We start from the raw sequence: 25097 nt of genomic DNA on the forward strand, positions 1-25097 counted from the left end.
TTTCCTTATTTTGTGATTCTATAAGACAACGCTGTCGTCGTCAGTGGTGAAAAATTTAACTCAAGCTTGATGTAGGTATTTTTCAAAACTTCCAAAGGATTGCCCGGATTGTTCGTCAAAATCGGTCGGCGCTGATTGACAAATTTGAGCCCGATACCAAAGCAACGGATATTTTTGAAGATACCTATATCCCAGTCTAGCAAAACATTGTTCTTGATGTCATAGCCTGCTGAAGCGCTCAATCCAAAATATCCAAAATCATTGCTAAAGCTCCCCCTGAGATAATTTGCTGAATTTTCAATGATTTTATTGATACCATCATCATTGAAATTTCTCTTGATATAATACGACAAATTCGCAAGCATATAATTATGCTTGTATGTTGCATTTAATGCTATTTCATCAAGACTATTGTAATAAAAAGAATAAAAAATACTGCCATAAATATCAAGCCCTTTCAAAGGGGAAAAACCAATTTTATTTTCCAGAGGGATGCGAGCGATGGAAATTTTGTCATCAAAATTTAGTGTTTGAGACATTTTCCAATAAAATAATTCCTTGCCTCCAAGCCCATAAAAATACTGCGTGAGCTTCAAGTCCATCTTTTTCCCAGAAATATTTGATCCCGTAACATTCGAAGGGTCCCATATATCGGTGTATGAGTGCCCGCCGATGGAGTAATAATCCAAACTATTGGGGGTATAGTTGTTTTTTGCCACTCCGGTGAGGGCATACATCTGGGGATCAAATAGACCATTTGAGATTTCAAAATAAGGTGCGCTAAAAATCATTGCTAGCTGGATGGTGTGAAAGACTTTGTCATAATCTTTTGCCAAATCGGTATTGAGAGAAACAGAATAAGCCGAATAAAGGATATTGCCAAACTCTCGGGTGCTTTTTTTGCCAAGATCGGGGATATATGTGCCCGATGGATTCGTAATGCTTAAATTGCTCAAATATAGATTGTTCCAGATTCCTAAAGAAAGATATTTTTTAAAAAGAGAAAATTGCATCCCTACGGGGATATTCAAAGAATTTTGAACATAGCCATAGCCAAGATCTCTGGTGGTATTTTTCAACTGATAATCCACAGAGTATAAAAGATTTTTGAAAAATAGAGGATTGAGATATTTGTGATACTGGAGATTGGGTAGGGATTGGAAAGTTTTATTATTATTAATTTTATTTAAGTTCAAAAAGTATTTAAAATCAATGCCGTAGTAATGGTTTTCTGTCTGGATATAGTAGTTGCCCCGAGACATATGCGTGCCATCGGTGATGGTTTTGTTGATACTTTCAAATCGCACATAATCCAAGTCGTTCATATACAAAAAATCCAGATACAAGCCATTGTCTATGGAGGCATCAAGTCCAAAATATTTTTTGAGCGGATTCCTGCTGGAATGCAAAAATTCAAACCCAAATACGTTTCGGTTTCTTAAATTATATTTTTTGTAATAATCTTCAGTATTGTGAAAAAATCTTGTATTAAAAATAAATTTGTCTTGTTCCCAATCGATCACCCGTGCTTCGATATTGCCCCCATAGCCTCGAGAGCTTCGGATTTGCGGGGTAAAGGTCATATCCCAAAAATCTTGGAGTGCCAAATAAAACGGCTGCATATAAATAAAACCCTCCGTGTTGGAGGTCGCAAATTCCGGATACAAAAGCCCTGTGGTTCTTTTGGTGCTAGTCGATAAAAACAAATAGGGGAAATACAGCACCGGGACATCGCCGATGTAGATTTTTGGATTCCAAAGCGAGAGATAAGAGCCATCTGAATTATAAGAACCCGATGTCGCATCAATATGCCAAATGGGATTTTCGATACTGCACCCTGAAATCGTAGCGTTTTTAAAGCTGTATTTTTTGTCGTTGTTTTGGGCGACATTCGCACTTAGCCACATCCCACTGATACCATCTTGCATATAAAAAGGCTCGATAACCTGGTATTTTTCATTCATATTAAGCACAATGTGATTGGCCCGAACAACAAATCCATCGCCCTTGTAGATTTTGATATTCCCATCAATGGTAGCAACACGATTTTTGGTGTCATAAGAGATCTTATCAGCAAGGATATACATATCTTGATTCAAAAGCACCGCATTGCCTGAAGCGATGACAATGCTACCTTTGGCATTGACGTTATCGGCTAGAAGTTCAAAAATTTTATTATTATTTTTATCAAACTTTTGGACAGCTGTTTGGCTTCCATAGGCAAAAATAAAAAAAATAAAAATAAATATTAATCGAAACAATGGATACTCTATTCAATCGAAATAACAATCGTTTTTGGTAGTTTATCGTGAAAAGTGCGTAAAAATTTGTCCTTGATGGTAAAAATAAATGGCAAAAAACAAGCCATTATTTCCAATGTCTTGATAAAACACCGCACCAAAGCCATCTTAAGGCTAGGTTTATCCAAACTCAAGATAGAGATAATCTTCATTTTGAATATTATTTTTCCTAGCGAAGCCCCTAAGAAGTATAGGAAAAAAAAATCATATAAAAAAATAAAAATAAAAATAAAAAATATAAATTTTTGAATAAAAAATATTTTGGCTTCAATAGTGGTAGCTTTTTTTAAAAAAAAATAATCACACAGCACCCAAACCAAGCAACCTACCAATAAAATATCCACCAAAAAAGCCCCCACACGATGAGAAAAAGGGGGGATATTTAGGTTTTCACGAAATAATATCTCCTCGATTTTCTCATCATTGATATTCATAGAGATTCCAAAGCCCTAAATCCAATATCATTGCGGTAAGCCATACCCTCAAAATGCACTTTATTCATCAAAGAATATGCCTGCTTTTTTGCCTCAAGTAACGTTTTTCCCCTGCCAACACTTAGCAATACACGTCCCCCTGAACTCACAAGCTTGCCATCTTTTTTGCTCACGCCAGCAAAAATCAAATGCCCGCTTGATGGGTCGAATTCATTGATACAATCTTTGATAAAAATCGTTTCAGGCGAAGCGTTTTGGTAAGGATAATCCTTTGAAACAGCCACCACACCCAAACAATACCCATCAAAAAACGCCACTTCAAAATCACCTAAACGATGATCTGACACCGCACGGCACAAATCTAGTAGTGGGGTTTTTAGAAGTGGGAGCAAAACCTCACATTCTGGATCGCCAAAACGCACGTTAAATTCAAGCAAATAAGGCTCAAGCTCGCCATCAATCACAATAACCATCACCCCTGCAAAAAGCACGCCAGAAAAAGGCATACCCTCTTGGGACATCCCTTTTAGTGTGGGTTCAATGATTTTGGTTTTGATTTTTTGCTTCAAGGATTCATCGCACAAAGGCGTTGGCGCATAAGCCCCCATACCGCCGGTATTAGGTCCTTCATCGCCATTTAAAAGACGTTTATGATCTTGGCAAACGGGCAATAAAACATAATCTTCCCCATCTGCTAGGGCAAAAACAGATAATTCATATCCATCTAAAAATTCTTCGATCACCACGCGTTTGCCGGCATTTCCAAAGCTTTTTCCATCCAGCATTGATTCAAGTGTCTCAAGAGCCTCTTTTTGGGTGGTAGCGATGATGACACCTTTGCCCGCACACAAACCATCGGCTTTGATGACGACAGGGAGCGTGAGTGAGGCGAGAAAAGATTTGGCAAGCTTGAGATCTGAGGTTTGCAGATACCTTGCCGTGGGGATATTATGACGGGAAACAAAATCTTTCATAAAGGCTTTCGAGCCCTCTAATTGAGCTGCTTGCTTGCTAGGACCAAAGACATTGATACCAGCCTTTTGCAATTCATCTGCCAAGCCCTCTACAAGTGGGACTTCTGGACCGATCACAACCAAATCAATACCGCATTCTTGGCTAAATCGCACTATCGCTTCAAAATCTTTGCAAGTAATATTCTCGCCGATTTCTTCTGTTGCGCCATTGCCCGGACAAAAATAAATCTTTTCTATGCGAGAATCTTCCAAAAACTTTTTCCCAAGTGCGTATTCCCTGCCACCACTGCCGATAATAAGTATTTTTTGTTTCATTTATTTTCCATTATTTTTTCTGGGATTCTTTTATGCCTACTCGATTCAGTTTACAAACTGAATCTGAAGACCGCTCTAACAGGCAAAGCCTGCTTTCGCTCCTAAAGTTCAGGGTTATTCCGTGCTATGCACGTCATCAACCCGGTTTTTATAGGTTTTTACTATGCCTACTCGATTCAGTTTAAAAACTGAATCTAAAGACCGCTCTAACAGGCAAAGCCTGCTTTCGCTCCTAAAGTTCAGGGTTATTCCGTGCTATGCACGTCATCAACCCGGTTTTTATAGGTTATTACTATGCCTACTCGATTCAGTTTAAAAACTGAACCTGAAGACCGGCTCATCTATTTTTTACTCGATTCGATAAATCGAATCTGAAGACCGCTTACACCGATTGAATCGGTGTTTGCTCCTAAAGTAACCATCTCACGCCCAAGCGATGCTTGTGCGTTGGAGATAAATTTTATCGGTTTCTCACTTGATTCCGTTTAAAAAACAAATCTAAAAGACCACTCCACAGGGTAAAACACTGCTTCATTCCTTAGGTTTTTTATATTTTGTGATTGTTGTTTTACCCAAATGACCGCTATCTTTTTGTGCGTAGCTCAATAAAGCCACAAACTAGACCAAGAGAACCTCATTAGGCGGCAGATTCTCGCCATCAAAGGCTACAAACGAAAATACCGAACACACAGAAATTACTACGTTAGCCTAAAAATACTTGATAACGAACTCGCCAAATTTTTAGAAACACGAATCATTCAGGCGGGGGTATTATAGTCCATTGAGCTTTAAAAATACCATAACTTAATAGATGATTTTTGCCAAATACAAACCATTGGGACTTACAGGCACACAAAACGCTCGTTTTTTGCATTCAAGCTGGCAAATGATGGCATCACGGCTGATTTCCCCTCGCGAATATGCCAACACAGCCCCAATCATCAGCCGAACCTGCGCCCTCAAAAACCCCTCAGCTTCCAGATAAATCACATTATAGATCTCAGATAAAATCTTGTGTTGATACAATCTAGCCACAAAAATCTCTCGCACATCGCTTTTAGTTTGGCTACCTTGTTTTTTGAAATAACTAAACTGATGGCGACCCAAAAAAAGCTCCAAGCCCTCAGCAATCCGCCCTATATCGCCATATTTTTCTTTAGAAACATATTTAGAAATAAAAGGATTTTTAAACTCATTGCCAAAAATATAACGATAAGCTCTTCTTTTGGCTTGAAATCTCGGATGAAAATCCATCGGCACTTCTTGGATGGATTTGATAAAAATATGCGGGGAGAGCTTTTGATTAAGCAGTGTTTTTATTTTTGCCAGATTGCTATCTTTTCGCACACAAAAAGAAATCATCTGGGCGGTTGCGTGCACGCCTTTATCCGTCCTGCCTGCGCCAATTATCTCATCTTCTATCCCCATTGTTTTGAGTGCCTTTTCAATGCGTTCAGAAACACTCATAATCCCTTGTGTCCTCTGTCTGGCAAACCCGCTAAAAGCACTCCCATCATAAGCGATTTTTGCGAGTAGTCGTTTCATCAATAAAATTTTAAAATAAAACGTTTATAGAGATAATATGAACCAAAAAGCCATACAAGTGGCAAGAAAAAAATCCCAATAAATGGGACATTTTGACTTGCGATGTGCATAATCAAAAAATAAATCCCCACGCCTGAAAGGATATAAATATAAGACATATTTTTATGGAATCGCGGGTTAGCAATGCCAAATAAAGGGATCAAAAACACGCTCACGATGGGAAAAATAGATGTCAAGATGGCTTGGGAAAATCGCCGTGCTTGGGCTGGGCTATCTTCAAAGGCTTTTTTCCAATAATTAATAAGATCATAAGAACTTAATTGCAGGGTTTCAGTTTGGTTTTTGAGATCCATCTGCTTGAAATCAACCTTTCTGATTTCGTTGTCTTGCGCAAAATACGCATCCCCATCATAGAGATTGAGTTCAAAAATCCCATTTTTATTATTGACAACTCCACTTTGAGCGACGATAAAGCTTTCTTGCCCAAGACCATTGCTTGAGAAAAGCACGAGATTATCATAATGATTGTGGTTGGCTTTATTGACATACACCAGCCAATCGCCCAATTTTTGACCAAATTCTCCCGGTCTGATATTAATATCGACTTTGCTTTTTTTCTCCGCTACAAAATCTGAATAAGCGCTTTTAGATAGCGGGATCATCACCAAAGAAAACATCAACAGCACCACACTCACCAGCAGGCTAATAGGGATAAATATTTTTAATACTTTTTTGGGTGAAATGCCTAGCGAAAAAAACACCAATAATTCATAATCATAAGAAAGTCTTGAAAGACCCAAAACACAGGCTGCAAAAAATGTAATCGGGATGATAAAAAAAACGGTTCCGGGCAAAGAATATAAAAATAATTGCGCCAAATCCAAAAAACCCATTTTTACCACTAAAGTAACGCCGGCTATCCCGATGAGTAAGACAATCGAAGATATAAAAAATAACACCAAAAAAAATGGAAAAAAAATCTGTGAAATCGCTAAAAAAATATATTGCTTAAACATCATAAACCTCTAAGAAAAAACCAAAAAACAATCCCAAAATAATAAAGGTAATCAAAGGGATCTTTGAAATCTTTTTGCCAAATAGTCTCAAAAATAGCGCCCAAGCACTCCCAAAAACACAGCCCAAGAAAATCCCTGTCAATGCCCCATCAAGCCCAAATAAAAATCCAGCTGAAGCGATAAAAATAATATCAGCTTCGCCTAAAATCTCACGCTTAGAAATCATATCCCCAAAAATCCTTAGCACAGCAAACAAACCTGCTAAAGCCAATCCTTCAAGCATTTTTTGAAAAAACCTTGCTATGTTGGGGTCAAAAGTAATCGCACCAAAAATCACCAGAAAAAATAATCCAAAATTCAACCAATCAGGCACGGCTAATTTTTTGGCATCAATAAATGCCAAAAGCAACATTACAGAAAAAACTCCCATCGCAAAAAACGCAAAAAATCCTTGATAAAAAAATCCAACCCCCAATCCTAATAGCGACAATAATGCCAAAACAGAGATATTTAAAGGTTTTGAAGCAAAAACATCGGAGCAATTTTTATCCCATCTACTGCCCCAAAAAATCGCCCATCCCAGAATGATTACAGCCAAAACACTCGGAGTAAAACCGCCTGAAGAAAGAAAGAAATATAAAAAATTGTCTTCACTAGGAGTAAATAAAAAAGATTCCATCAACGTTTCACGCCATCTAAAACCGGCACAAATAAGCATTTTTCAAGGATTTCAGGTGCTTGGAGTTGGTTGTTTTTTTTGCGATAGCGTTGGATGACTTGGCAATCCCCCTGCAACACAGGTGCGACAAGCACACCGCCTTCTTCAAGTTGCTCGATGATGGCTTCGGGTATCACATTCACGCAGGCTGAAAACAAAATCCTATCATAAGGGCCAAATGCTACCCATCCTTTTTGCCCATCATCAAGCTTGGTGTGGATATTGCTAACGCCTGATTTTCTGATCCGTTCATTTGCCTCCAAAAGAAGCTTCTCAATGCGTTCAATCGAAAATACCCTGCGGAACAATCGAGAAAGAACCATCGCCTGATACCCGCTCCCACAGCCGATTTCAAGCACGCTATCCCCGCCTTCTGGCAATAGATATTGCGTCATTTTTGCCACCGTTAGAGGCGAGCTAATCCACTGATCTGCACCCATTGGCAGGGCATCTAAGTTGTAGGCGAGATGTTTGAGGGAAGGGGGGACAAAAAGTTCGCGATTGATTTGAGAGATTGCTGTCTTGATTTTTTCTTCAAGAGGGAATTGCTTGGCGATTTCTTCGCACATCAAATGACTCTTGATTTTATACATTTTTTGATTCCAAACCGATGTAGATGTATTTTCGCATTTGATTGACCTCATTGAGATTGACTTCTTGGGCAACAACCTCGCGATTATCATCGCGATACACAGCACCATAAGGCGTGATGATAGCACTTCCTTTTGCCATTTGGTCATTAGCGCTATCGCTAGCAATCACAAAGGCCTGATTAGTTATTGCTAGGGCTTTGGTGAGGGTTTCGTAATGGTCTTTTCTGGCTTTTCCCCACTGGGCAGGCACAAAAATAATCTCGGCACCCCGAATGCGACCCCACAAATCAGCAAAACGCAATTCAAAGCAATTTAGTGCCCCACACGCCATACCATCGATAAAAAAAGGCGTAATTTCTTCGATGTCTCCGGGCTGAAAGTGTAAATGCTCTTCACCTAGCAGGAATAATTTGTGTTTGGATTGCTTATGGATTACTTCACCTTTATGAAAAACCTTGAGATTGTTATAAAAATAATTGCCATTTTTTTCGATCATCGTGGTTACAATGCTTTTGTCGCTTGAGATTTTCAAGAGATATTCGGTGGCTTTTTTGGAAAACTCGCTCGCTTCTTCCATTCGCTGGTAGGCAAAACCGCTAAATACAACTTCAGGCGTGAGCACAATCGCCCCCTCGCCACATTTGCCAATCAGATCGCCTACAAGTGTTAAATTAGCATTAAAATCTTGTTTTGTTTTGATTTGCAGTGCATACAATCGTTTAGAAGTCATCAAAATTTACGCTCCCTTTTGCATAATTGGTTACCTTTGCTTCAAAAAAGTTTGTTTTTTGCTCATTGAAGCTGGCAAATTGATCGACCCATTTGATGGGATGAGCCACGTTGTAAAGCTTAGAAATGCCTACCCGTGAAAGCCTGTCATCAGCGAGGTATTGGATATATTGATGGATAATCTCTGATGTCAATCCCAAGATCTGTCCTTGCGTGATATAATCCCCCCAAGCCGATTCGACTTCAACGGCTTTTCTAAACATCTCCACCACTTCTTCTTCGAGATTTTTGGTAAATAAATCCGATCGTTCATTTTTCAAGGCATTGATCATATTTTGGAAAAGCACCAAATGCGTCACTTCATCACGCTGGATAAAACGAATCATTTGCGCAGATCCTAGCATTTTCCCGCTACGTGCTAGGGTATAAAAGTAGCTAAAACCGCTATAAAAATAAATCCCCTCTAATATCTGGTTGGCAAACATCGCTTTGAGAAGATTTCTCTCTGTGGGATTTTTGGCAAGCTCCAAATACACATTGGCGATGTGGTCGTTTTTGCTTCTGAGTTGCATATCGGTTCGCCACATATCATAGATTTCATCCGTGTTTGCCGAGATGGATTCGACCATCACCGCATAGCTTTGGGAATGCAAGGCTTCTTCATAGGCTTGCCTGACTAAAATCAGATTGATTTCAGGGCTGGTGATATAGGGATTGACATTGTCGATGAGATTGTTGGTTTGGAGGCTATCCATAAAAATCAGCTGTGCCAAAGCCCTGTCATAGCCCAATTTTTCTTGCGGGGTGAGACCCCCGTTATAATCGCGCTTATCCGGGTTCATATTGACTTCTTCAGGAAACCACGTGTTCGCTAACATTAGCTTCCAGAGATTGTATGCCCATTGGTATTTGATCTTGTTGAGATCAAACATACTGGTAGGATTCCCACCAAATATTTTTCTATCATTCACGCCTTCTGTAGAGTTGGGATTGTAGATTTTTTTGCGCTCAACGACGTGATTATCCATTGCTGACCCCCGTTTTTAATTTAGAATTTTGAAAAAGTTTCAAAACCATATCGAAAATTTGCTAAGTAGCATATTAAAACGCCTCTTGATGGGATTTTCAGTTTTGTTTAAAGTTTTAATGAGTAAAATACGACCTTTAATTTTCATAGCTTCATAGTGATTCAAAATGCGGAAGTGGCGAAACTGGTAGACGCACCAGACTTAGGATCTGGCGCCGCAAGGTATGGAGGTTCAAGTCCTCTCTTCCGCACCACGCGATCAAAATTAAAACAAAAAATCAAATCCAAAAATACTCTCAAAAATCAAAACTACCCATCATTAATTTTTGTTCAGCAGTTTTATCCATTAATAATTGAGCCAAGAACTTTTCAGCATAAAAATTCATCTTCTGTGCTTCTTGGCGAGGCTTGCAGGCTAAAAATATCAGCAAAATCGTTTTGATGGTATTTTTCTAATGCTGCCCTGCCGATCATTGCGGCATTATCGGAGCAAAATTCTAATGGTGCGACCAAGAGATGGCAATCAAATGATGCGCACAGCCCAGAGATTTGCTCCCGAAGATAGAGATTAGCACTCGCTCCCCCTACGATACAAAAATTTTTTACCGGCTCTTGCTGGTCGATTTTGTTTTGTAAATATTTTTGAATATTTTTTTTCAAATGCTCACAAGCAGTCTGCTGGAAACCTGCAGAAATCTTGGCGATAAATGCTTCAGTGGTGGTGTTTTCTCGATTTTCTTGGGCTTTTAGTATAGCGAGTCTCACGGCGTTTTTGAGTCCTGAAAAGCTAAAACCTAAATAGGGGAAATGCTTGAGCGGGAGCGGGAATACCATAGCGGGCGTGTTGGGGTAATCTGAAGCGTATTTTTGGGCGTATTTTTCTATGATAGGGCCTCCGGGATAGCCCAAAGAGAGCATTTTGGCCACTTTATCAAAGCTTTCTCCAAAGCTATCATCCATACTGCTTGCTACAATCGACATTTTAGAAGCGCTTTTGGCTTCGATGATGAGTGTATGTCCCCCTGAAACCAACAGCACGCTAAGCGGGAAGCAGGTCTTTTTTTGATTGATAAAGAGTGAAAAAATATGCCCTTTGAGGTGATTAACACTAATAAGGGGGATATTTAGAGAAAAAGACAGGGCTTTTGCCATCATTAGCCCCTCAATGAGCGTGATATTTAGCCCCGGTTGTGTGGTAACCCCGATGGCTTTGAGGCAACCAAAATCCCCACCCAAAAAGGCTTTTGCCTTTGATAGGATTTGTGGGAGTGCCTGGGCGTGCAGGCGTGAGGCGATTTCAGGGACAACACCCCCATAAGCGCTGTGCGTGCTTTCTTGAGAAATCTTGGCGTGAAAAAGGAGCTTTGAGGTTTGAATTTGTGTGATAGCAATCGAGCTATCATCACAACTACTTTCGATACTTAAAATCATATTTTTCCGTTAATTTGGTGTAAAATTTCAAAAAATTATAGCCAAATAAGGGACAAAAATGCGGAGAATGCCAATAACACGGCGAATGAAAGCCGAATGGGAAACACAACGTGCTGTATTGATGGCATTCCCACATACGCAAAGTGATTGGGTGGATTATATACAAGAAGCGAGGGAAAATTTTTTGCATATCATCGCGCATATCGTGCGATTTGAAGATATTATCGTTTGTGTTGATCCCAGAGATACCGAGGGCAAAAAAATCTTAGAAAAGCTCCAAAAATCCCAAAATAAATTTCAGATCCAGATTGTCGAAGTTAGGAGCAATGATACGTGGGCAAGGGATTTTGGACCTATTAGCATTCAAGATGGCAAAGTGCTAAAAATGCTTGATTTTACGTTTAATGGCTGGGGTTTGAAGTTTGAAGCCACTGATGATAATCAAATCAATGCAAGACTTCTAAAAGCGGGGGTTTTTAAGCACGAAATGCAGAGCTTGCCATTTGTGCTAGAGGGTGGGAGTATTGATACGGACGGGCAGGGGAGAATCCTCACGAATACGCAATGCCTCTTATCGCCTCATCGCAATCCCTATTTGAGCCAATTTCAGATCGAACAAACCCTCAAAAATACGCTTGGGGCAGAAGAAGTCTTGTGGCTTCATAGTGGCTATTTGCAAGGCGATGACACCGATAGCCATATCGATACGCTCGCAAGATTTCTCAATCCTACTACCATCGCTTATGTAAAATGCGAAGACAAAAACGATGAACATTATGAAGAACTCGAAAAAATGGAAGCGGAGCTTTTGGAGCTCAAAACCCCAGCGGGCAAGCCCTATAATCTCATCGCACTCCCACTCCCAGATGCTAAATATGCTAATAATGGGGGCGATGGCGCGTTTAGCGAGCGTCTCCCGGCAACGTATGCGAATTTTTTATTTATCAATAACGCCTTGCTTGTGCCTACTTATGGGGATAAAAAAGATAACCAAGCCCTTGAAATCCTGCAATCACAATGCTTAGATCGTGAAGTTATCGGGATTGATTGCTCTACGCTTATTAGGCAACACGGGAGTCTCCATTGCGTAACTATGCAAATTTATTAAGGGCAACTTTATCGGCGATAAATTCACGGGTTTGCAAATTTATTAGCGGTTGTATAGCTTGAGTGCCAAATATAAGAAAATATACACAAAAATCGTTGTGAGTGGGATCGTCCAAGGCGTAGGATTTCGCCCCTTTATCTATCGTATTGCCCAAGATTTTGGTGTCAATGGCTGGGTGAGAAATCGTGGTGGGAGCGTAGAAATCCTCCTTGATAGCCAAGATCCAAAAGATTTTATCACCGCAATGGTTTCGCTCGCCCCTATTTCTGCTAGGATCGATAATGTCCGCACAAGCGTGCAGGAGTGCGATGAAAGCTTGAATGGCTTTGCGATCATCGAAAGCCAAAAAGACGCATTGGGTTTGGAGAGCAAAATCCCAAAAGATATGGCGATTTGCCCTGATTGCCTCAAAGAAATGCACGATGGGCGCGATAGGCATTATCGCTACGCATTTACCACTTGCACGAATTGCGGTCCGAGATATAGCATTATTTCTTCGCTCCCCTATGATCGCAAAAATACCTCTATGGCGAGTTTTTTGATGTGTGAAGATTGTCAAAACGAATACAATGACCCCAGTGATAGGCGCTTTGGGGCGCAACCAAATTCCTGCCTGAAATGCGCCATCCCGATGAAATTTTATACTGCGGGGGATGTCTGTGAAAATGAGCCTATCCAAAAATGCGCCCAAGCGATTTTAAATGGGGAAATCGTAGCTATCAAAGGGGTTGGGGGATTTGCCCTTGTGTGCGATGGGCGAAATACATCGGCAGTAGAAAGGCTACGAGAGAAAAAACATCGCCCCAAAAAGCCCTTTGCCTTGATGGCAAAAGATCTCCCGATGGCTTTGGAGTTTGTAAGGCTTGATGACAAAGAAATTTCCGCCCTCAAATCCAATGCCGCCCCGATTGTCTTGGCAAAAAAGAAATATAACCCCTTGCTCGCACCCGCCATCGCCCCATCTTTGGATACGCTTGGGGTGATTTTGCCCTATAGTGGGATACACCATCTGCTTTTTGATTGGCTGGATTTTCCGATTGTTTTTACGAGTGCCAACGTGAGTGGGGAGCCGATTATCACGAGTCTTTTTGAGCTGAATGAAAAGCTAGGCGACGTATTTACTAGCGTGCTTGATTATGAACGTGAGATTCTCCATCCTATCGATGATAGTGTGATGGCGATGCTCGGAGGAGAAATGGGCGTGATCCGTTTGGGGCGCGGGCTTGCCCCTTTGGATATAGAGCTTTTTGATCCAAATAGCACTGATTCTCCCGCAAATACCAATGCTTGCGTGCCTGATTGTGCTAAGCAAGTCGATAATGCTAGAGAGAAAAGCAAATCGGCTTTGTGCGTGGGGATGGGGGCAGAGCAAAAATCAAGCCTCACGTATGTCAAAGATAATAAATACTTGATTTCTCCTTTTATTGGGGATTTGAATAATCCTGCGAGCATATGCCGATATGAAGAGATTTTTGAGCTTTTTAGTGATTTGTATGCGTTAAATCCGGATGTTTTGATTCACGATAACCACCCAAACTATCACTCAAGCATATTAAGTGCTAAAAAATCCTTGCAATTACCTGCTAATAGGATTTCTATCCAGCACCATCGGGCGCATTTTTGTGCTGTTTTTGCTGAAGCAATGCTTCAGGATAAGGCTTTCACCCCCCAAACCAAAGCACTAGGAATCATCTGGGATGGCACAGGATTGGGCGATGATGGCCTCATATGGGGCGGGGAAGTGTTTTTGGGAAATCTCACGACTATTGAGAGGGTAGGGCATTTTGAAACATTGCCTTTGATAGGCGGTGAGGGGGCGATAAAAAATATCTACAAAATCGGCTATGGCTTGGCGTTGCAATATGGTTTAAAGGGGCTGATCGAGCGCTTTGAAGAGGGGCTTCCCAAACACGAAAGCACGCTATTAAAAACAATGTTTGAAAAAAATACCAACACAATCAGCACCACTTCGGTAGGGAGGTTGTTTGATGGGGTTGCTAGCTTGTGCGGGTTGCTCGGAGAGACCACCTATGAGGGCGAGGCGGGGATGATTTTAGAAAGCCTTGCAAACACGTGTGATTCTCAAGATTGCTATAGTTTTGAGATTTCAAATGATGTGGTGATTTATGCGCCAATGCTTTTAGAGATCCAAAAAGATATTTTGTCAGATTTTTGTGATGGCGACCAGATTGCCAAAAAAATGCCCGATAAAGTCGATAAAAACGCAATGCTAGCTCAAAATTTAGCAACCAAAAGATTGATTGCTAAAAAATTCATCAATACCTTGGCACAAATCGCATTTGCTTGGAGTGAGAAATACCCTGAAATGCCTGTGATTTTTAGTGGTGGGGTGTTTCAAAACAAGCTGTTATGCGAGCGGGTTCAAAGGATTTTTGAAAAAAATGGCAGAAAATTCTATATGCATAGGCTTTTACCCCCCAATGATGCGTGCATTTCCTTTGGGCAGGCTGTGTTTGCCCAGTATAATGCACCCAAAGAAAATAACTTTTGAGTAAAATAAAAACTAAAATAAAATAAAAATCAACCCCAAAAAGGATTCAAAATGAAAAAAATTACCTTAGCGCAGGGCAATGGCGGAAGAGAAACTAACGAACTCATAGAAAAAATATTTGAAAAACATTTGGGAAGTTTTTTGCTAGCAAAAGGCGAGGACGCTGGGCGGTTTTGTGTCCCGATGACACAAGCGTATTGCGTAAGCACGGATTCTTATGTCGTTAGCCCGATATTTTTTGCTGGTGGGGATATTGGCAAACTAAGCGTGTGCGGGAGTTGCAATGATGTTGCGATGATGGGAGCAAAACCAATGTATCTCAATGTCGGTTTTATCCTCGAAGAAGGGCTTGAAATCGCTAGTCTTGAAAAGATACTCCATTCGATGGCACAAGAACTCAACCACGCAGGGGTAAGTATCCTATCAGCCGACACAAAAGTCGTCCCTAGGGGGAATGTTGATAAGATTTTTATCAATACCACAGCGATTGGTGCGGTAGTAAAAGAGGGTATTTCTGCCAAAAATCTTCACGATGGTGATGTGATTATTTTGAGTTCGCATATCGGTAGCCACGGGTGTGTGATCTTTTCTTCACGCGCTGAGATTGATTTGCATTCGGATCTAAAAAGCGATTGCAAGCAACTTTATCCAATGCTTGCGGGTATTTTTGAGACCGATATTTCCATCTGCGCCCTTAGGGATGCTACAAGAGGCGGGCTTGCAGCGGTGCTGAATGAATGGGCAAATGCCTCGGGGGTGGATATTGTTTTGGAATCTGAAAAAATCCCGGTATTAAAAGAAGTGCAAGGGGTTTGTGAGATTCTGGGGCTTGAGCCGTATTCTTTGGCAAATGAGGGGGTTTGTGTGCTTTGTGTGAAAGCCTGTGATGCCAAAAAAGTCTGTGAAATGTTGCAATCCCATCCCGATGGGCGTGAAGCGGTAGTGATTGGCAAAGTCCAAGCACGCCATAGCGATACACCACGAGTGATTTTGAGCAATCCTTGGGGGACAAAGCGATTTTTGGATATGCCACAAGGCGAACTCTTGCCTAGAATCTGCTAAAACATTGATTTTTGATGATTATAATGGTATTTCAAAAACTTAGCGCTTCTGAGGAATAAATTTATGCAAGAAAATCAAAATATACCCGAATTTTTTCAAAAAGATTTGAAAAAATTTTATGCTTTTATCCAGAAACAATCCGAGCAAACGCAAGGGATTTATCGGATTTTTGAGGATGGGTGCGATGTTTGTGCTGGCAAAGCCGATGAGGCGGGCGATAAAAACAACGATAATACCAAAGAAAAGCAAGCCACGATTGCAATGCTTACTCACGTGTGCAAACGCATTGGGCTAGAGCCACAAAAGCCCGTGCTGATGGCATTGTGCGATCGGATTGCTAATCTCAAAGAGGGTCCGATTATCCAAGTTTTCAAGCAACAGCAGAAAACAAATTCTGAAATCTTGATTGCGCGACGATTTTTGCTGAATTTTGTCAGCAGTTTTTATGCCAAAAAACATTTCGAACTGATTGCTTGGGTGCAAAAAAATGGGCTTTTTAATGAATTTTATCGTGAGTTGCTTGTAGGCGTGCATACCATTGGTTTGGCGATGAATAATTTTTTTGAAAGCTGGCAAGATACGCTTATTGATGGGTTTAACAAAAATATGCAAAAGCTTCACGGGGACACAAAGGCCCACGAGTTGCTAGCACCTAGTATGGATACAGAAGAGATTTGCGAGGAAATCAATGATGGGATGGGTGATGGGCTCAATAATGCGCGCCAAAAAAAGCGGGTTTGTTCGGATCGGAGTTATTCGATTCCAAAAAAACTCGGCGATACGTTTATTTCTGTGCCGTATGCGAGCGCTTTTGACATCGAAATCAAAGAGATCAATAAGGCGATTGAAAAGCTACTTGCGAAACTCTCTGGGCTTGAAGATAATATTTATCATCAAGATAGGGCTTATTTGAAATATTTTGAGGCACTCAAAAATGCGTTTTCCCAAAAGGATAAAAATAAATTAATCCAAAGCTGGCGGGATGTGGATATAGCGTGGATGGCTATTTACACGCCGTTTCAGATAGGTCACCCGCTAGAATATTATGAAGATAGGTATCGGCATTCTGTAGCGCCTGAATGGGATCTAAGGATCAGCAATCCTGAAAAAATAGCTAATGATAGGGTGGCTAAAAGTGTGGCGAGTATGTTTGGAAATTATGCCACTAAGCTTGGTGCGAGCGAGAATCTCAAGGATTTTGTCGGGCAATCGCTCCAGCGTGTAAAAATCTATAATGGTTTACCCGCACTTTATTATGGTGCGGATATGAATGGGCTTTTTTCTGCTCAAGTTGTCCCCAATGACGAGGTGGTGTCAAAAAAATTTGGGAAAAAGATATTTGCCTTTGGGGATAAGATTATCCAAATAGCACGCAACAAACCCAAAATGAGGCTGAATTATGAAGTGTTTGAGGCGTCCTATTTGGAGGAAGCCCGAAAGATTTTGTTTGAAGATGAGGCATTGTGGCATTTGGTTTATGACATCACGACAAATGGCCACGAGTTTGGGCATATTCTCTGGATAGAACAAGACACCCAAAGGCTGATGAATGCGGATGGGGAATTTAAAAACATCGAAGAGTTTAAAGCCACGTGCGGGGGATTGGTCGCATTTTTTGCGGGGTCTTATAGCCAAAGGGAGTTTGAAGCGGTGATGAGCGATACGATCCGCCGAGGGGTGGGACTGATGGCGTGGCGGGAGCAAGAAGAGGTTTTGCCCTATTATTGCGAAGGGTTGATTCACCTATATGGTGCTTTTTTGAGCGGTGTTTTGAGATTTGACCCTAGCAACAAGCCGGTTTTGAGCGTGCAAAAAGATAAATATGAGGATTTGAAATCTTGGTATATGCAGGTTTATGAATCTTTGGCGAAGCATTATATGGCGAAATTGGGTGCTTATGAATGGCTGGGGCAATTTGTTTGCAAAACAGAAAAAGACTACCGCTCGAATCTTGCCCCTGCGGGTGCGTTTATACAATGGTATTGGCAACGCTACCAAGAGATTGGTCAAGAGGTTTATGCGTGATAAAAATTTTGTGATAATAAAAATATCAACAAAAAGTAGGGGAAAGTGCCTAAATTATCAACCCAGCGATGTAAATTTTTTGAATAATTTTGGATAAAAATAAAATGAAATATCTTATATAAGGGAGCTAATAAAATATATCAAGTCAAAATCATTGTTTGGATACAATGTCGCCTTTATCATAAATAAGGAGGATGTAAGAAGATGAACGCATTACAAGAGCGCCTATTGGAGGTTTTGCTAGAATTTAAACGGGTGTGTGATGAAAACAATTTGGAGTATTTTTTAGATTGTGGGACATTACTCGGAGCGGTGAGACATCAAGGCTTTATCCCGTGGGATGATGATGTAGATGTTTGTATGCCAAGAAAAGATTATGAACGCCTCATCGAGCTAGACAAGCAAGGGGTTTTTAAAGAAAAGTTTGCTTTCAAGCATTGGGACAAAACAAAAAATTATATTTGGGATTTTGGGAAATTAGATGATAAGACAACAACAGCGATCGAATCAACTATTGCCGATAATCGTGTGGATTACAAAAGTGGCGTATGCATTGATGTGTTTATTCTTGATGGGGGGGGGGGCGATATAAATCTAGCTAAAAAGCACCTTGGTTTTTTGACACATTTAATCGCTTGGAGATATTTTCGATATTGGAAACCATCACTAGAAAACAAAAGTATCCCAAAAAAAATCATTACTAAAACTCTCGCTATACTCGCAAACAGCAATCTTTGGATCGGTTTTTTAAAATGGCTCTACAATCGCAAAATCAAAGGATTTCCTTTTGATGTCAAAAACTCCGAAATGCTCGGGTCTATTTTTACGATGATGTGTTCAATGCAATGTCTCTATCCAAAATCCGTGATTTACCCGCTTAGCGAGGTTAGCTTTGAGGGGCATACATTCAAAGCCCCAGCAGATACTGCTATGTATTTGCGTGAAATGTATGGGGATTATATGCAACTCCCACCTGAAGAAGAACGCACCGGGCATTTACCTGCTTATGTAAATTTGGATTTACCTTATGAGAAGTTTGATTATTCGATGATTGAGAAAGGGTGATATTAAGGAAAGCGGTTCAAAATTGAAAACCTTAGAAACTGGGTTGATGACCAGCGGTAGCTGGGAATAACCCTGAACTTTAGCAACGTTCGGGGGCTTCGCTCCCGTGAGTGGTCTTCAGATTCAGTTTTTAAAAATTGAATCGCTTAAAAAATAATGATTCTTTTCCATAGTTATGTCGCTAATGATTTTTTCCTATACTACCTAGAAAGGGGTCAGGGGGGCTTAGAATTGCGAAGACCGCCCTTAATGGGTGGGCGGGTCAAAAAGACCCCTTTAGAACAATGGGTGGGTGGGTGAAAACCCCCGTCACGCCCCCTTAGTGGGCGAGATGACAGGGCGTAGATTACTTGGTTTGGAAGTGGTTCAAAATTGAAAACCTTAGAAACTGGGTTAATGGGCAAACATAGTGCGACCACAAACTCGGGTGGGTGGGTGAAATAACTTTAGGAACGAAAACGGGCTTTGCCTGTTGGAATGGTCTTCAGATTCATAACGTGAATCAAGTAAGCATAATGATTCTTTTCCATAGTTTATGTCGCTAGTGTTTTTTTCCTATACTAGCTAGAAAGGGGTCAGGGGGGCTTAAATTGCGAAGTCCGCCCCCCTAGACCCCTTAAACCCCTACCCCCTGACCCGCTCCCTTAGTAATTCCAGATAACAAGGCGTAGATTGCTTTTTTGTTAGTAATTCTACACAATAAACCTTAGAAACTTTGCCCGCCCGCCCCAAGTTGATATTCCTGTGTTAGTAGGATATAACTCGGGTGGGTGGGTGAAATACTTTAGGAACGAAAGCAGGTTTTGCCCGTTGGAGTGGTCTTCAGGTTTGGATTCTTAAATCCAAACCGAGTAAGCATAATTTTAAGAAACTCGGTTATAATTGATGGCTTAAAAATTTATTTAAGGACATTTCAAATGCCTAAGCACGGAATCGATATTATTTCTGCCCCCCCCCCCCACGAATCTAAAAGCCACAATCTAAAAAGCCTAAACTCCCCTAATATTTCTCAAACCCCTTGTATTTTTGTCTCAATGGGAGCAGACTTGCTCCACGCTGGGCATATCAATATCCTCAAAGCTGCCCGGGCGTTAGCCGAACAAAAATCCAAAGAGGGACAAAAGCATATTGTCATTGTTGGGCTTTTGAGCAATGAAGCCATTGCAGAGATCTCCACACCGGCATTTTTGAGCTATTCTCATCGCAAAAGTGCCTTGGAACATATCTCGCTTATCGATGCGATAATCCCTCAAGATACCCCATCATATGCGAAGATTTTTGATGAATACAATGTCTGTTATGTTATCCACGGCGATGATTGGAAGCATAATTTTTTGACCTATCTGCGCGATGAAGTTTTAAGGCTTCTGGAGCAAAAATTCCCCCAAAATGCGCTTTCTCATCTTGTAGAGATCCCCTATAGTCAAGACATCAATGATACCCATCTCAAAATCGCTCTGAAAAATCTAGGCATTTCTACCAACGCCCCATCAGCACGCCTGCGCCATCTATTGAGCTTGAAGCGCCCGTTGCGATTTATTGAGACACATTCGGCACTTTGTGCTTTGATTGCCGAAAATACCGAGGTTATTAGGGATAACAAGCCTATCACATTTGATGGCTTTTGGTCGAGCTCGCTAACAGATAGCGTCGTGCGTGGGAAGCCTGATATTGAGGTTTTGGATATTTCTACACGATTGCACACGGTTAATGAGATTTTTGAAGTTAGCCAAAAGCCACTCATCTATGATGGGGATACAGGCGGGAAGATCGAACATTTTGCCTTTATGGTCAAAACGCTCTGTCGCCAAGGTATCGCCGCAGTGGTGATAGAAGACAAAACAGGCTTGAAGAAAAATTCCCTATTAGGAAATGATGTCGCCCAAACCCAAGAAAGTATCGAGGAATTTTGCCTCAAGATCCAAGCAGGGAAAAATGCCCAGCCTAATAAAGATTTTATGATCTTTGCACGTATCGAGTCTTTGATCCTAGATAAAGGGCTAGATGACGCGCTCAAGAGAGGATTTGCCTATGTGGCAGCCGGAGCAGATGGGGTGATGATCCATTCTCGAAAAAGAGATGGCAAAGAGATTTTTGAATTTCTCCATCGTTTTAGAGAAAAAGACAGCCATACCCCTATCATCGTCGTGCCTACAAGTTTCAACACCATCCCAGCAAGCGAGCTTTCAAAAGCGGGCGCTAACATCGTGATTTATGCCAATCATTTTTTGCGTGCGGGATTTATCGCAATGTCAAAAACGGCAAAAAGTATCTTAGAAAATGACAGAACCCAAGAATGCGAGGGCGAGCTTTTGGGTATTTCTGAGATTTTGAAACTTATCCCCGGAACGATTTAGGGGGCATTTATGCTAGAAATGCAAGCATTGGGTAACGCCCTAAAAAATCTTGGATTCAAAACCGCAAGTGGCGTGCCGTGTAGCCTTTTGTCCCCGCTTATCAATTATTCGCTTGAGCATATGGAATATTTGATGGCAAATGATGAGGGTTCAGCACTTGGGATCATTAGCGGGATGGCGCTTGGGGGCAAGCGGGGGTTTGTGCTAATGCAAAATAGCGGGCTAAGCAATGCCTTAAGTATGCTAAGTAGTTTCAATGCGATTTTTCAAGTCGGTGTGCTGGGCTTTGTGAGCTTGCGCGGGGAACGTATCGATGGGATCAATCACGATGAGCCCCAGCACGAGCTGATGGGTAAAATCACCCAAGATGTCTTGAATCTTTTTGAAGTCAAAAATGATTTTCTTAGCCCCGATATTTCTGTGGCAAAACACCAGCTTGAGAGGGCTTGTGAATTTTTAGAACACAATCAAAGCTACTTTTTTATCGTGCGCCCTAAAACCATCGCACCATTTTCCCATACCCCTATCGCTATCACGCCCAAGCCCACCACGCATATCGAGCTTTTTGACTCTGAGTCTGTTAAAAACGACACAAATTCCCACCAATCCCCTTTAGATTCTTGCTTGCCTCATCGTATCGATGCCCTCAAAATCATTTCTGAACTTTTGAAACAAGAGCCCATCATCGGGCTTTTTAGCACCGGAAAATGCGGGAGAGAGGCTTATACCATCGCTGATTTGCCAAACAATCTTTATATGGTGGGTTCTATGGGTTATGTGAGTGCCATCGGGCTAGGCATTAGCAAAGCTAGCACCCATAAGGTCATTTGCGTCGATGGAGATGGGAGCTATCTAATGCAAATGGGACTAGAGGTGGCGAATGCTTTTTATGCGGGGGCAAATTTTTGCCAGATTGTCTTGGACAATGCGACGCACGACTCCACAGGGGGACAATTCACCCTCTCGCCACAATGTGATTTCCTCTCTCTTGCCAAAGGCTTTGGGTATGCCAATATTTATATTTGCGGTGATCTTGATGATTTTGCCCAAGCCCTCCAAAGCTTTGCTTATGGTAACTTCGCAGGTCCAAGCTTCATCTATCTGCGTATCAAATCAGGCAGTATTGATAATTTAATGCGACCCAAAATATCGCCCAAAGCAGTTGCCCGGCGTTTGTCTGATTTTATCGCCAAAGGGTTCTGATGGACGCAGTGATTTTAGCAGCGGGGCTGGGTTCTCGCCTGAAAGGAATCATTGAGAAACCCAAAGGATTTTTGAAACCCCGCAATCTAGGCGAATCCCTCATCCAAAGAAGTTTGCGATTGCTTTTTGAAGCAGGGATACAGAGGATTTATATTGGGGCAGGGCATTTAGCCCAGCATTATCACGCATTATCCTCGCAGACAAAAAATCTCACCATCATCGAAAATCCCCACTACCAAAACACAGGCAGTGCGCAGACACTCGAGATGTTTCGAGGTATTCTCAAAAATGATTTTTTACTTTTGGAGTCAGATTTACTCTATGAAAAATCCGCTCTTGAAATCCTTTTGGGCGATTTGCGAGCGGATTTGGTGCTGGCGAGTGATTTTACTTATAGTTCTGATGAAGTGTATTTGGAAATTTCAGATGGCAAACTCTGCAATCTCTCCAAAGACAAAAATGCCCTCAAACATATCGATGCCGAGCTTAGCGGGCTTAGCAAAATCAGTCTGGCTACATTTGAAACATTGCTGTTGGATACGAAAGACTATGAATACGCACTCAAGGGCTTTCCTGTTTGCATAGCAGAATTTTTATGGTGCGAGATCGATGATTTGAGCCATTTGGAGCGTGCAGAGTCTCAAATCATTCCCAAAATCTTATCAAAGGAAAAAAATTGAAAACCATCTTACTCAATCCCGGACCTGCCAATACCCATCTTAGTGTCAAACTCGCACAAGTTTGTGAGGATATATGCCCGCGCGAAGAGGAATTTGGCGATTTGATTGCCAATGTATGCCAAAAACTCTGTGCCTTAGTCGAAGAAAAAACCAGCGACAAAGCCGACTTGGCTTGTGTGCTTTTTGGCGGGAGTGGCACAGCGGCTGTGGAAGCAACGCTTGGCTCTGTGGTAGGGCAGGAGGATCGCTTGCTTATCATCAATAATGGTGCTTATGGGGCTAGAATGGCAGAAATTGCCAGATACGCCAAAATCTGCTTTGAAGAATTTTTAAGCGATGGGTTTAGCTGTGTTGATTTCAAACAGCTTGAAGAAGCCATCATCACCTACAAACCGCATTTTCTTGCCTATGTGCATAGCGAAACGACCACAGGATTGCTCAATGATGCGACAAAAATCAGTCAGATTTGCAAAAAATATGGCGTAAAAATCATCGCTGATTGTATGAGTAGCTTGGGGGCATACCCTATCAAACACGCAGAAATGGACTATATCATCGCCTCAAGCAACAAAAATATCCAAGCGATTGCTGGGCTGGGCTTTGTTATTGCCTCCAAGGCCGATATTTTGGAGGCGAAGCATTCTAGGAGTTTGTATTTGGATTTGTGCGAGCAGTTTTTATATTTCAGCAAACACAAACAAATGCGTTTTACCCCACCTGTGCAATGTGCCTATGCCCTGGATAAGGCGCTTGATTTGCTTTTGGTAGAGGGTGTGGCAAACCGAATGCAACGCTATCAGACATCGCATACAACACTGCGACTAGGCTTAGAAAAGCTAGGATTAAAACCCTATCCAACAAGCAATAACGGGCATATTATTACCTCTGTAGAACTCGCTGGGATGGACTTTAAGACATTGCACGATTTTTGCAAGGATTATGGTTTTGTCATCTATCCGGGAAAAGTCGCAGGCAAAGAGATGTTTCGTATCGCTAATATCGGGGATATTACGCACAAGGACATCGAACTATTTTTGTTCGTCTTAGAAAAATTTATCACAAATACAAAAGGTTAAAAAAATGCAACAAAATAAAACGTGGAAAGACATCTGGACACAAAAATCTGCCAACAATCAAGAAGAACTAACGTGGTTAAAACAAAAACTTCAATCAAATAGCACAACAGAAATCGGGGACTATCTACTCAAGCTCAATGGCTTTGATAGCAAGACGGGGGCGCTTAATTCTGGCTCGATACGTGCATTTATGGAAAAAAACCTCGCCCCCAAACTTGCAGGGTGTGAAAGCTTTTATGATGTGGGTTGCGGGAGTGGGGCATTTTTGTATCTTTTGTTGCAAGTTTTACAAGACAAAAATATCGCAACTTCTTATCGTGTCGGGGGTTGTGATTATTCAGAACCACGTGTCCGCATAGCAAATTTTGTATTTGAAAATATGCCAATAAATCCGTGCGGGGGGGGGGGCAGATAACATTACTTGATAATCAAGCATTTTTACCCTTGGAAGCTTCGCATATGGAGATTGGCGCTGATGGGGTGGATTGTTGCTTGAGTTTTAGCGTGTTTCATTATTTTCCCTCGCTCAAATACGTCAAATCGGTCGTGCTTAAGATGCTAAAAAGTTCCAAAAAAATCGTTTTATTGATGGATTTGCTCGATGTTGCCCGCAAAGAAGAAGATCTACAAGCAAAAGCAGCACTTGGTATCAAGGACCTCTATACAGGGGCATTGCAACATCTTTATATCCCTAAAGAATTTTTGGAAACACTCATAGATGAATATAACCGCACTAACACCCAATCAGTGAAATTTGAGCTGTGGCAACAAGATATTGCTGGGTATCAAAATTCCAAATACCGCTACAACGCGGTGTTTTATAAAGATTGCTAAATCATTCTTTGGATACAATGTTGCCTTTATCATAATAAGGAGGATAAGAAAATGGATGCATTACAAGAACGCTTATTGGATATTTTGCTGGAA

21 protein-coding genes and 1 tRNA gene are annotated in these 25097 nt (G+C 41.3%); 12 read left to right on the top strand and 10 right to left on the bottom strand.

Going from position 1 to position 25097, the window contains the following annotated elements; all coding sequences use genetic code 11:
- Nucleotides 1–5 precede the first annotated feature (5 nt).
- The 9 genes from lptD to BJI48_RS08700 form a co-directional block, all read right to left on the bottom strand.
- The gene (lptD, locus tag BJI48_RS08660) at nucleotides 6–2261 is read right to left on the bottom strand and encodes an LPS assembly protein LptD (protein WP_095334061.1); all 2256 of its coding nucleotides are present in this window, start codon (nucleotides 2259–2261) and stop codon (nucleotides 6–8) included.
- A gap of 8 nt (nucleotides 2262–2269) precedes the next feature.
- On the bottom strand, nucleotides 2270–2734 hold the full coding sequence (locus BJI48_RS08665) for an RDD family protein (protein WP_095334063.1): 465 nt from the start codon (nucleotides 2732–2734) through the stop codon (nucleotides 2270–2272).
- Entirely contained in the window at nucleotides 2731–4023 is a 1293-nt protein-coding gene (gene purD / locus BJI48_RS08670; RefSeq protein WP_095334065.1) for a phosphoribosylamine--glycine ligase, read from the bottom strand. The genes BJI48_RS08665 and purD overlap by 4 nt, the downstream gene beginning before the upstream one ends.
- Before the next feature lie 804 nt (nucleotides 4024–4827).
- Nucleotides 4828–5568: a tRNA pseudouridine(38-40) synthase TruA gene (gene truA / locus BJI48_RS08675; protein WP_095334067.1), complete on the bottom strand. Its 741-nt coding sequence runs from the start codon at nucleotides 5566–5568 to the stop codon at nucleotides 4828–4830.
- Nucleotides 5568–6584, bottom strand: a complete 1017-nt coding sequence (locus tag BJI48_RS08680; RefSeq protein ID WP_095334069.1) for an LptF/LptG family permease — start codon at nucleotides 6582–6584, stop codon at nucleotides 5568–5570. Before BJI48_RS08680 ends, truA begins: the two co-directional genes overlap by 1 nt.
- Nucleotides 6577–7263 carry a prepilin peptidase gene (locus tag BJI48_RS08685; RefSeq protein WP_180763101.1) on the bottom strand — a complete coding sequence of 229 codons (687 nt, stop codon included), beginning with the start codon at nucleotides 7261–7263 and terminating at the stop codon, nucleotides 6577–6579. The genes BJI48_RS08680 and BJI48_RS08685 overlap by 8 nt, the downstream gene beginning before the upstream one ends.
- The gene (locus tag BJI48_RS08690; RefSeq protein WP_095334073.1) at nucleotides 7263–7895 is read right to left on the bottom strand and encodes a protein-L-isoaspartate(D-aspartate) O-methyltransferase; all 633 of its coding nucleotides are present in this window, start codon (nucleotides 7893–7895) and stop codon (nucleotides 7263–7265) included. The genes BJI48_RS08685 and BJI48_RS08690 overlap by 1 nt, the downstream gene beginning before the upstream one ends.
- Nucleotides 7888–8625: a carbon-nitrogen hydrolase family protein gene (locus BJI48_RS08695; protein ID WP_095334075.1), complete on the bottom strand. Its 738-nt coding sequence runs from the start codon at nucleotides 8623–8625 to the stop codon at nucleotides 7888–7890. The genes BJI48_RS08690 and BJI48_RS08695 overlap by 8 nt, the downstream gene beginning before the upstream one ends.
- Nucleotides 8615–9652, bottom strand: coding sequence for a ribonucleotide-diphosphate reductase subunit beta (locus BJI48_RS08700; protein ID WP_095334077.1), 1038 nt, complete (start codon nucleotides 9650–9652; stop codon nucleotides 8615–8617). The genes BJI48_RS08695 and BJI48_RS08700 overlap by 11 nt, the downstream gene beginning before the upstream one ends.
- 168 nt (nucleotides 9653–9820) lie before the next feature.
- Between BJI48_RS08700 and BJI48_RS08705 the strand changes: the two genes are divergently transcribed.
- A tRNA-Leu gene (locus BJI48_RS08705) sits at nucleotides 9821–9905 on the top strand.
- Between the two features lie 115 nt (nucleotides 9906–10020).
- Here the strand turns inward: BJI48_RS08705 and tsaD are convergent.
- Nucleotides 10021–11082 (bottom strand): tRNA (adenosine(37)-N6)-threonylcarbamoyltransferase complex transferase subunit TsaD, encoded by a 1062-nt coding sequence (gene tsaD, locus BJI48_RS08710; protein WP_095334079.1) that lies wholly within the window; start codon nucleotides 11080–11082, stop codon nucleotides 10021–10023.
- Between the two features lie 67 nt (nucleotides 11083–11149).
- Between tsaD and BJI48_RS08715 the strand changes: the two genes are divergently transcribed.
- The 11 genes from BJI48_RS08715 (at nucleotide 11150) to BJI48_RS08765 (ending at nucleotide 25004) form a co-directional block, all read left to right on the top strand.
- The gene (locus tag BJI48_RS08715; RefSeq protein WP_257874448.1) at nucleotides 11150–12190 is read left to right on the top strand and encodes an agmatine deiminase family protein; all 1041 of its coding nucleotides are present in this window, start codon (nucleotides 11150–11152) and stop codon (nucleotides 12188–12190) included.
- Between the two features lie 58 nt (nucleotides 12191–12248).
- Complete coding sequence (gene hypF, locus BJI48_RS08720) at nucleotides 12249–14702, top strand: carbamoyltransferase HypF (RefSeq protein ID WP_180763102.1); 2454 nt, start codon at nucleotides 12249–12251, stop codon at nucleotides 14700–14702.
- Nucleotides 14703–14753: 51 nt separating this feature from the next.
- Nucleotides 14754–15764, top strand: coding sequence for a hydrogenase expression/formation protein HypE (hypE, locus tag BJI48_RS08725; protein WP_095334086.1), 1011 nt, complete (start codon nucleotides 14754–14756; stop codon nucleotides 15762–15764).
- A gap of 63 nt (nucleotides 15765–15827) precedes the next feature.
- Nucleotides 15828–17789, top strand: coding sequence for an invasion protein CiaB (gene ciaB / locus BJI48_RS08730; RefSeq protein WP_095334087.1), 1962 nt, complete (start codon nucleotides 15828–15830; stop codon nucleotides 17787–17789).
- Between the two features lie 204 nt (nucleotides 17790–17993).
- Nucleotides 17994–18854, top strand: coding sequence for a LicD family protein (locus tag BJI48_RS08735; RefSeq protein WP_095334089.1), 861 nt, complete (start codon nucleotides 17994–17996; stop codon nucleotides 18852–18854).
- 917 nt (nucleotides 18855–19771) lie between these two features.
- Complete coding sequence (gene aepX, locus BJI48_RS08740; RefSeq protein WP_343286673.1) at nucleotides 19772–21211, top strand: phosphoenolpyruvate mutase; 1440 nt, start codon at nucleotides 19772–19774, stop codon at nucleotides 21209–21211.
- Nucleotides 21212–21220: 9 nt separating this feature from the next.
- The gene (locus tag BJI48_RS08745) at nucleotides 21221–22414 is read left to right on the top strand and encodes a thiamine pyrophosphate-dependent enzyme (protein ID WP_095334091.1); all 1194 of its coding nucleotides are present in this window, start codon (nucleotides 21221–21223) and stop codon (nucleotides 22412–22414) included.
- Nucleotides 22414–23094, top strand: coding sequence for an NTP transferase domain-containing protein (locus tag BJI48_RS08750; protein ID WP_095334093.1), 681 nt, complete (start codon nucleotides 22414–22416; stop codon nucleotides 23092–23094). The genes BJI48_RS08745 and BJI48_RS08750 overlap by 1 nt, the downstream gene beginning before the upstream one ends.
- Nucleotides 23091–24170, top strand: a complete 1080-nt coding sequence (locus tag BJI48_RS08755; RefSeq protein WP_095334095.1) for an aminotransferase class V-fold PLP-dependent enzyme — start codon at nucleotides 23091–23093, stop codon at nucleotides 24168–24170. Before BJI48_RS08750 ends, BJI48_RS08755 begins: the two co-directional genes overlap by 4 nt.
- A 4-nt stretch (nucleotides 24171–24174) precedes the next feature.
- Complete coding sequence (locus BJI48_RS08760) at nucleotides 24175–24585, top strand: class I SAM-dependent methyltransferase (protein WP_095334097.1); 411 nt, start codon at nucleotides 24175–24177, stop codon at nucleotides 24583–24585.
- A 44-nt stretch (nucleotides 24586–24629) separates the two neighbouring features.
- Complete coding sequence (locus BJI48_RS08765) at nucleotides 24630–25004, top strand: hypothetical protein (RefSeq protein ID WP_095334099.1); 375 nt, start codon at nucleotides 24630–24632, stop codon at nucleotides 25002–25004.
- Nucleotides 25005–25097: the final 93 nt, after the last annotated feature.

The sequence above is a fragment of the Helicobacter sp. 11S02596-1 genome (genome assembly GCF_002272825.1).
Lineage (GTDB): Bacteria > Campylobacterota > Campylobacteria > Campylobacterales > Helicobacteraceae > Helicobacter_J.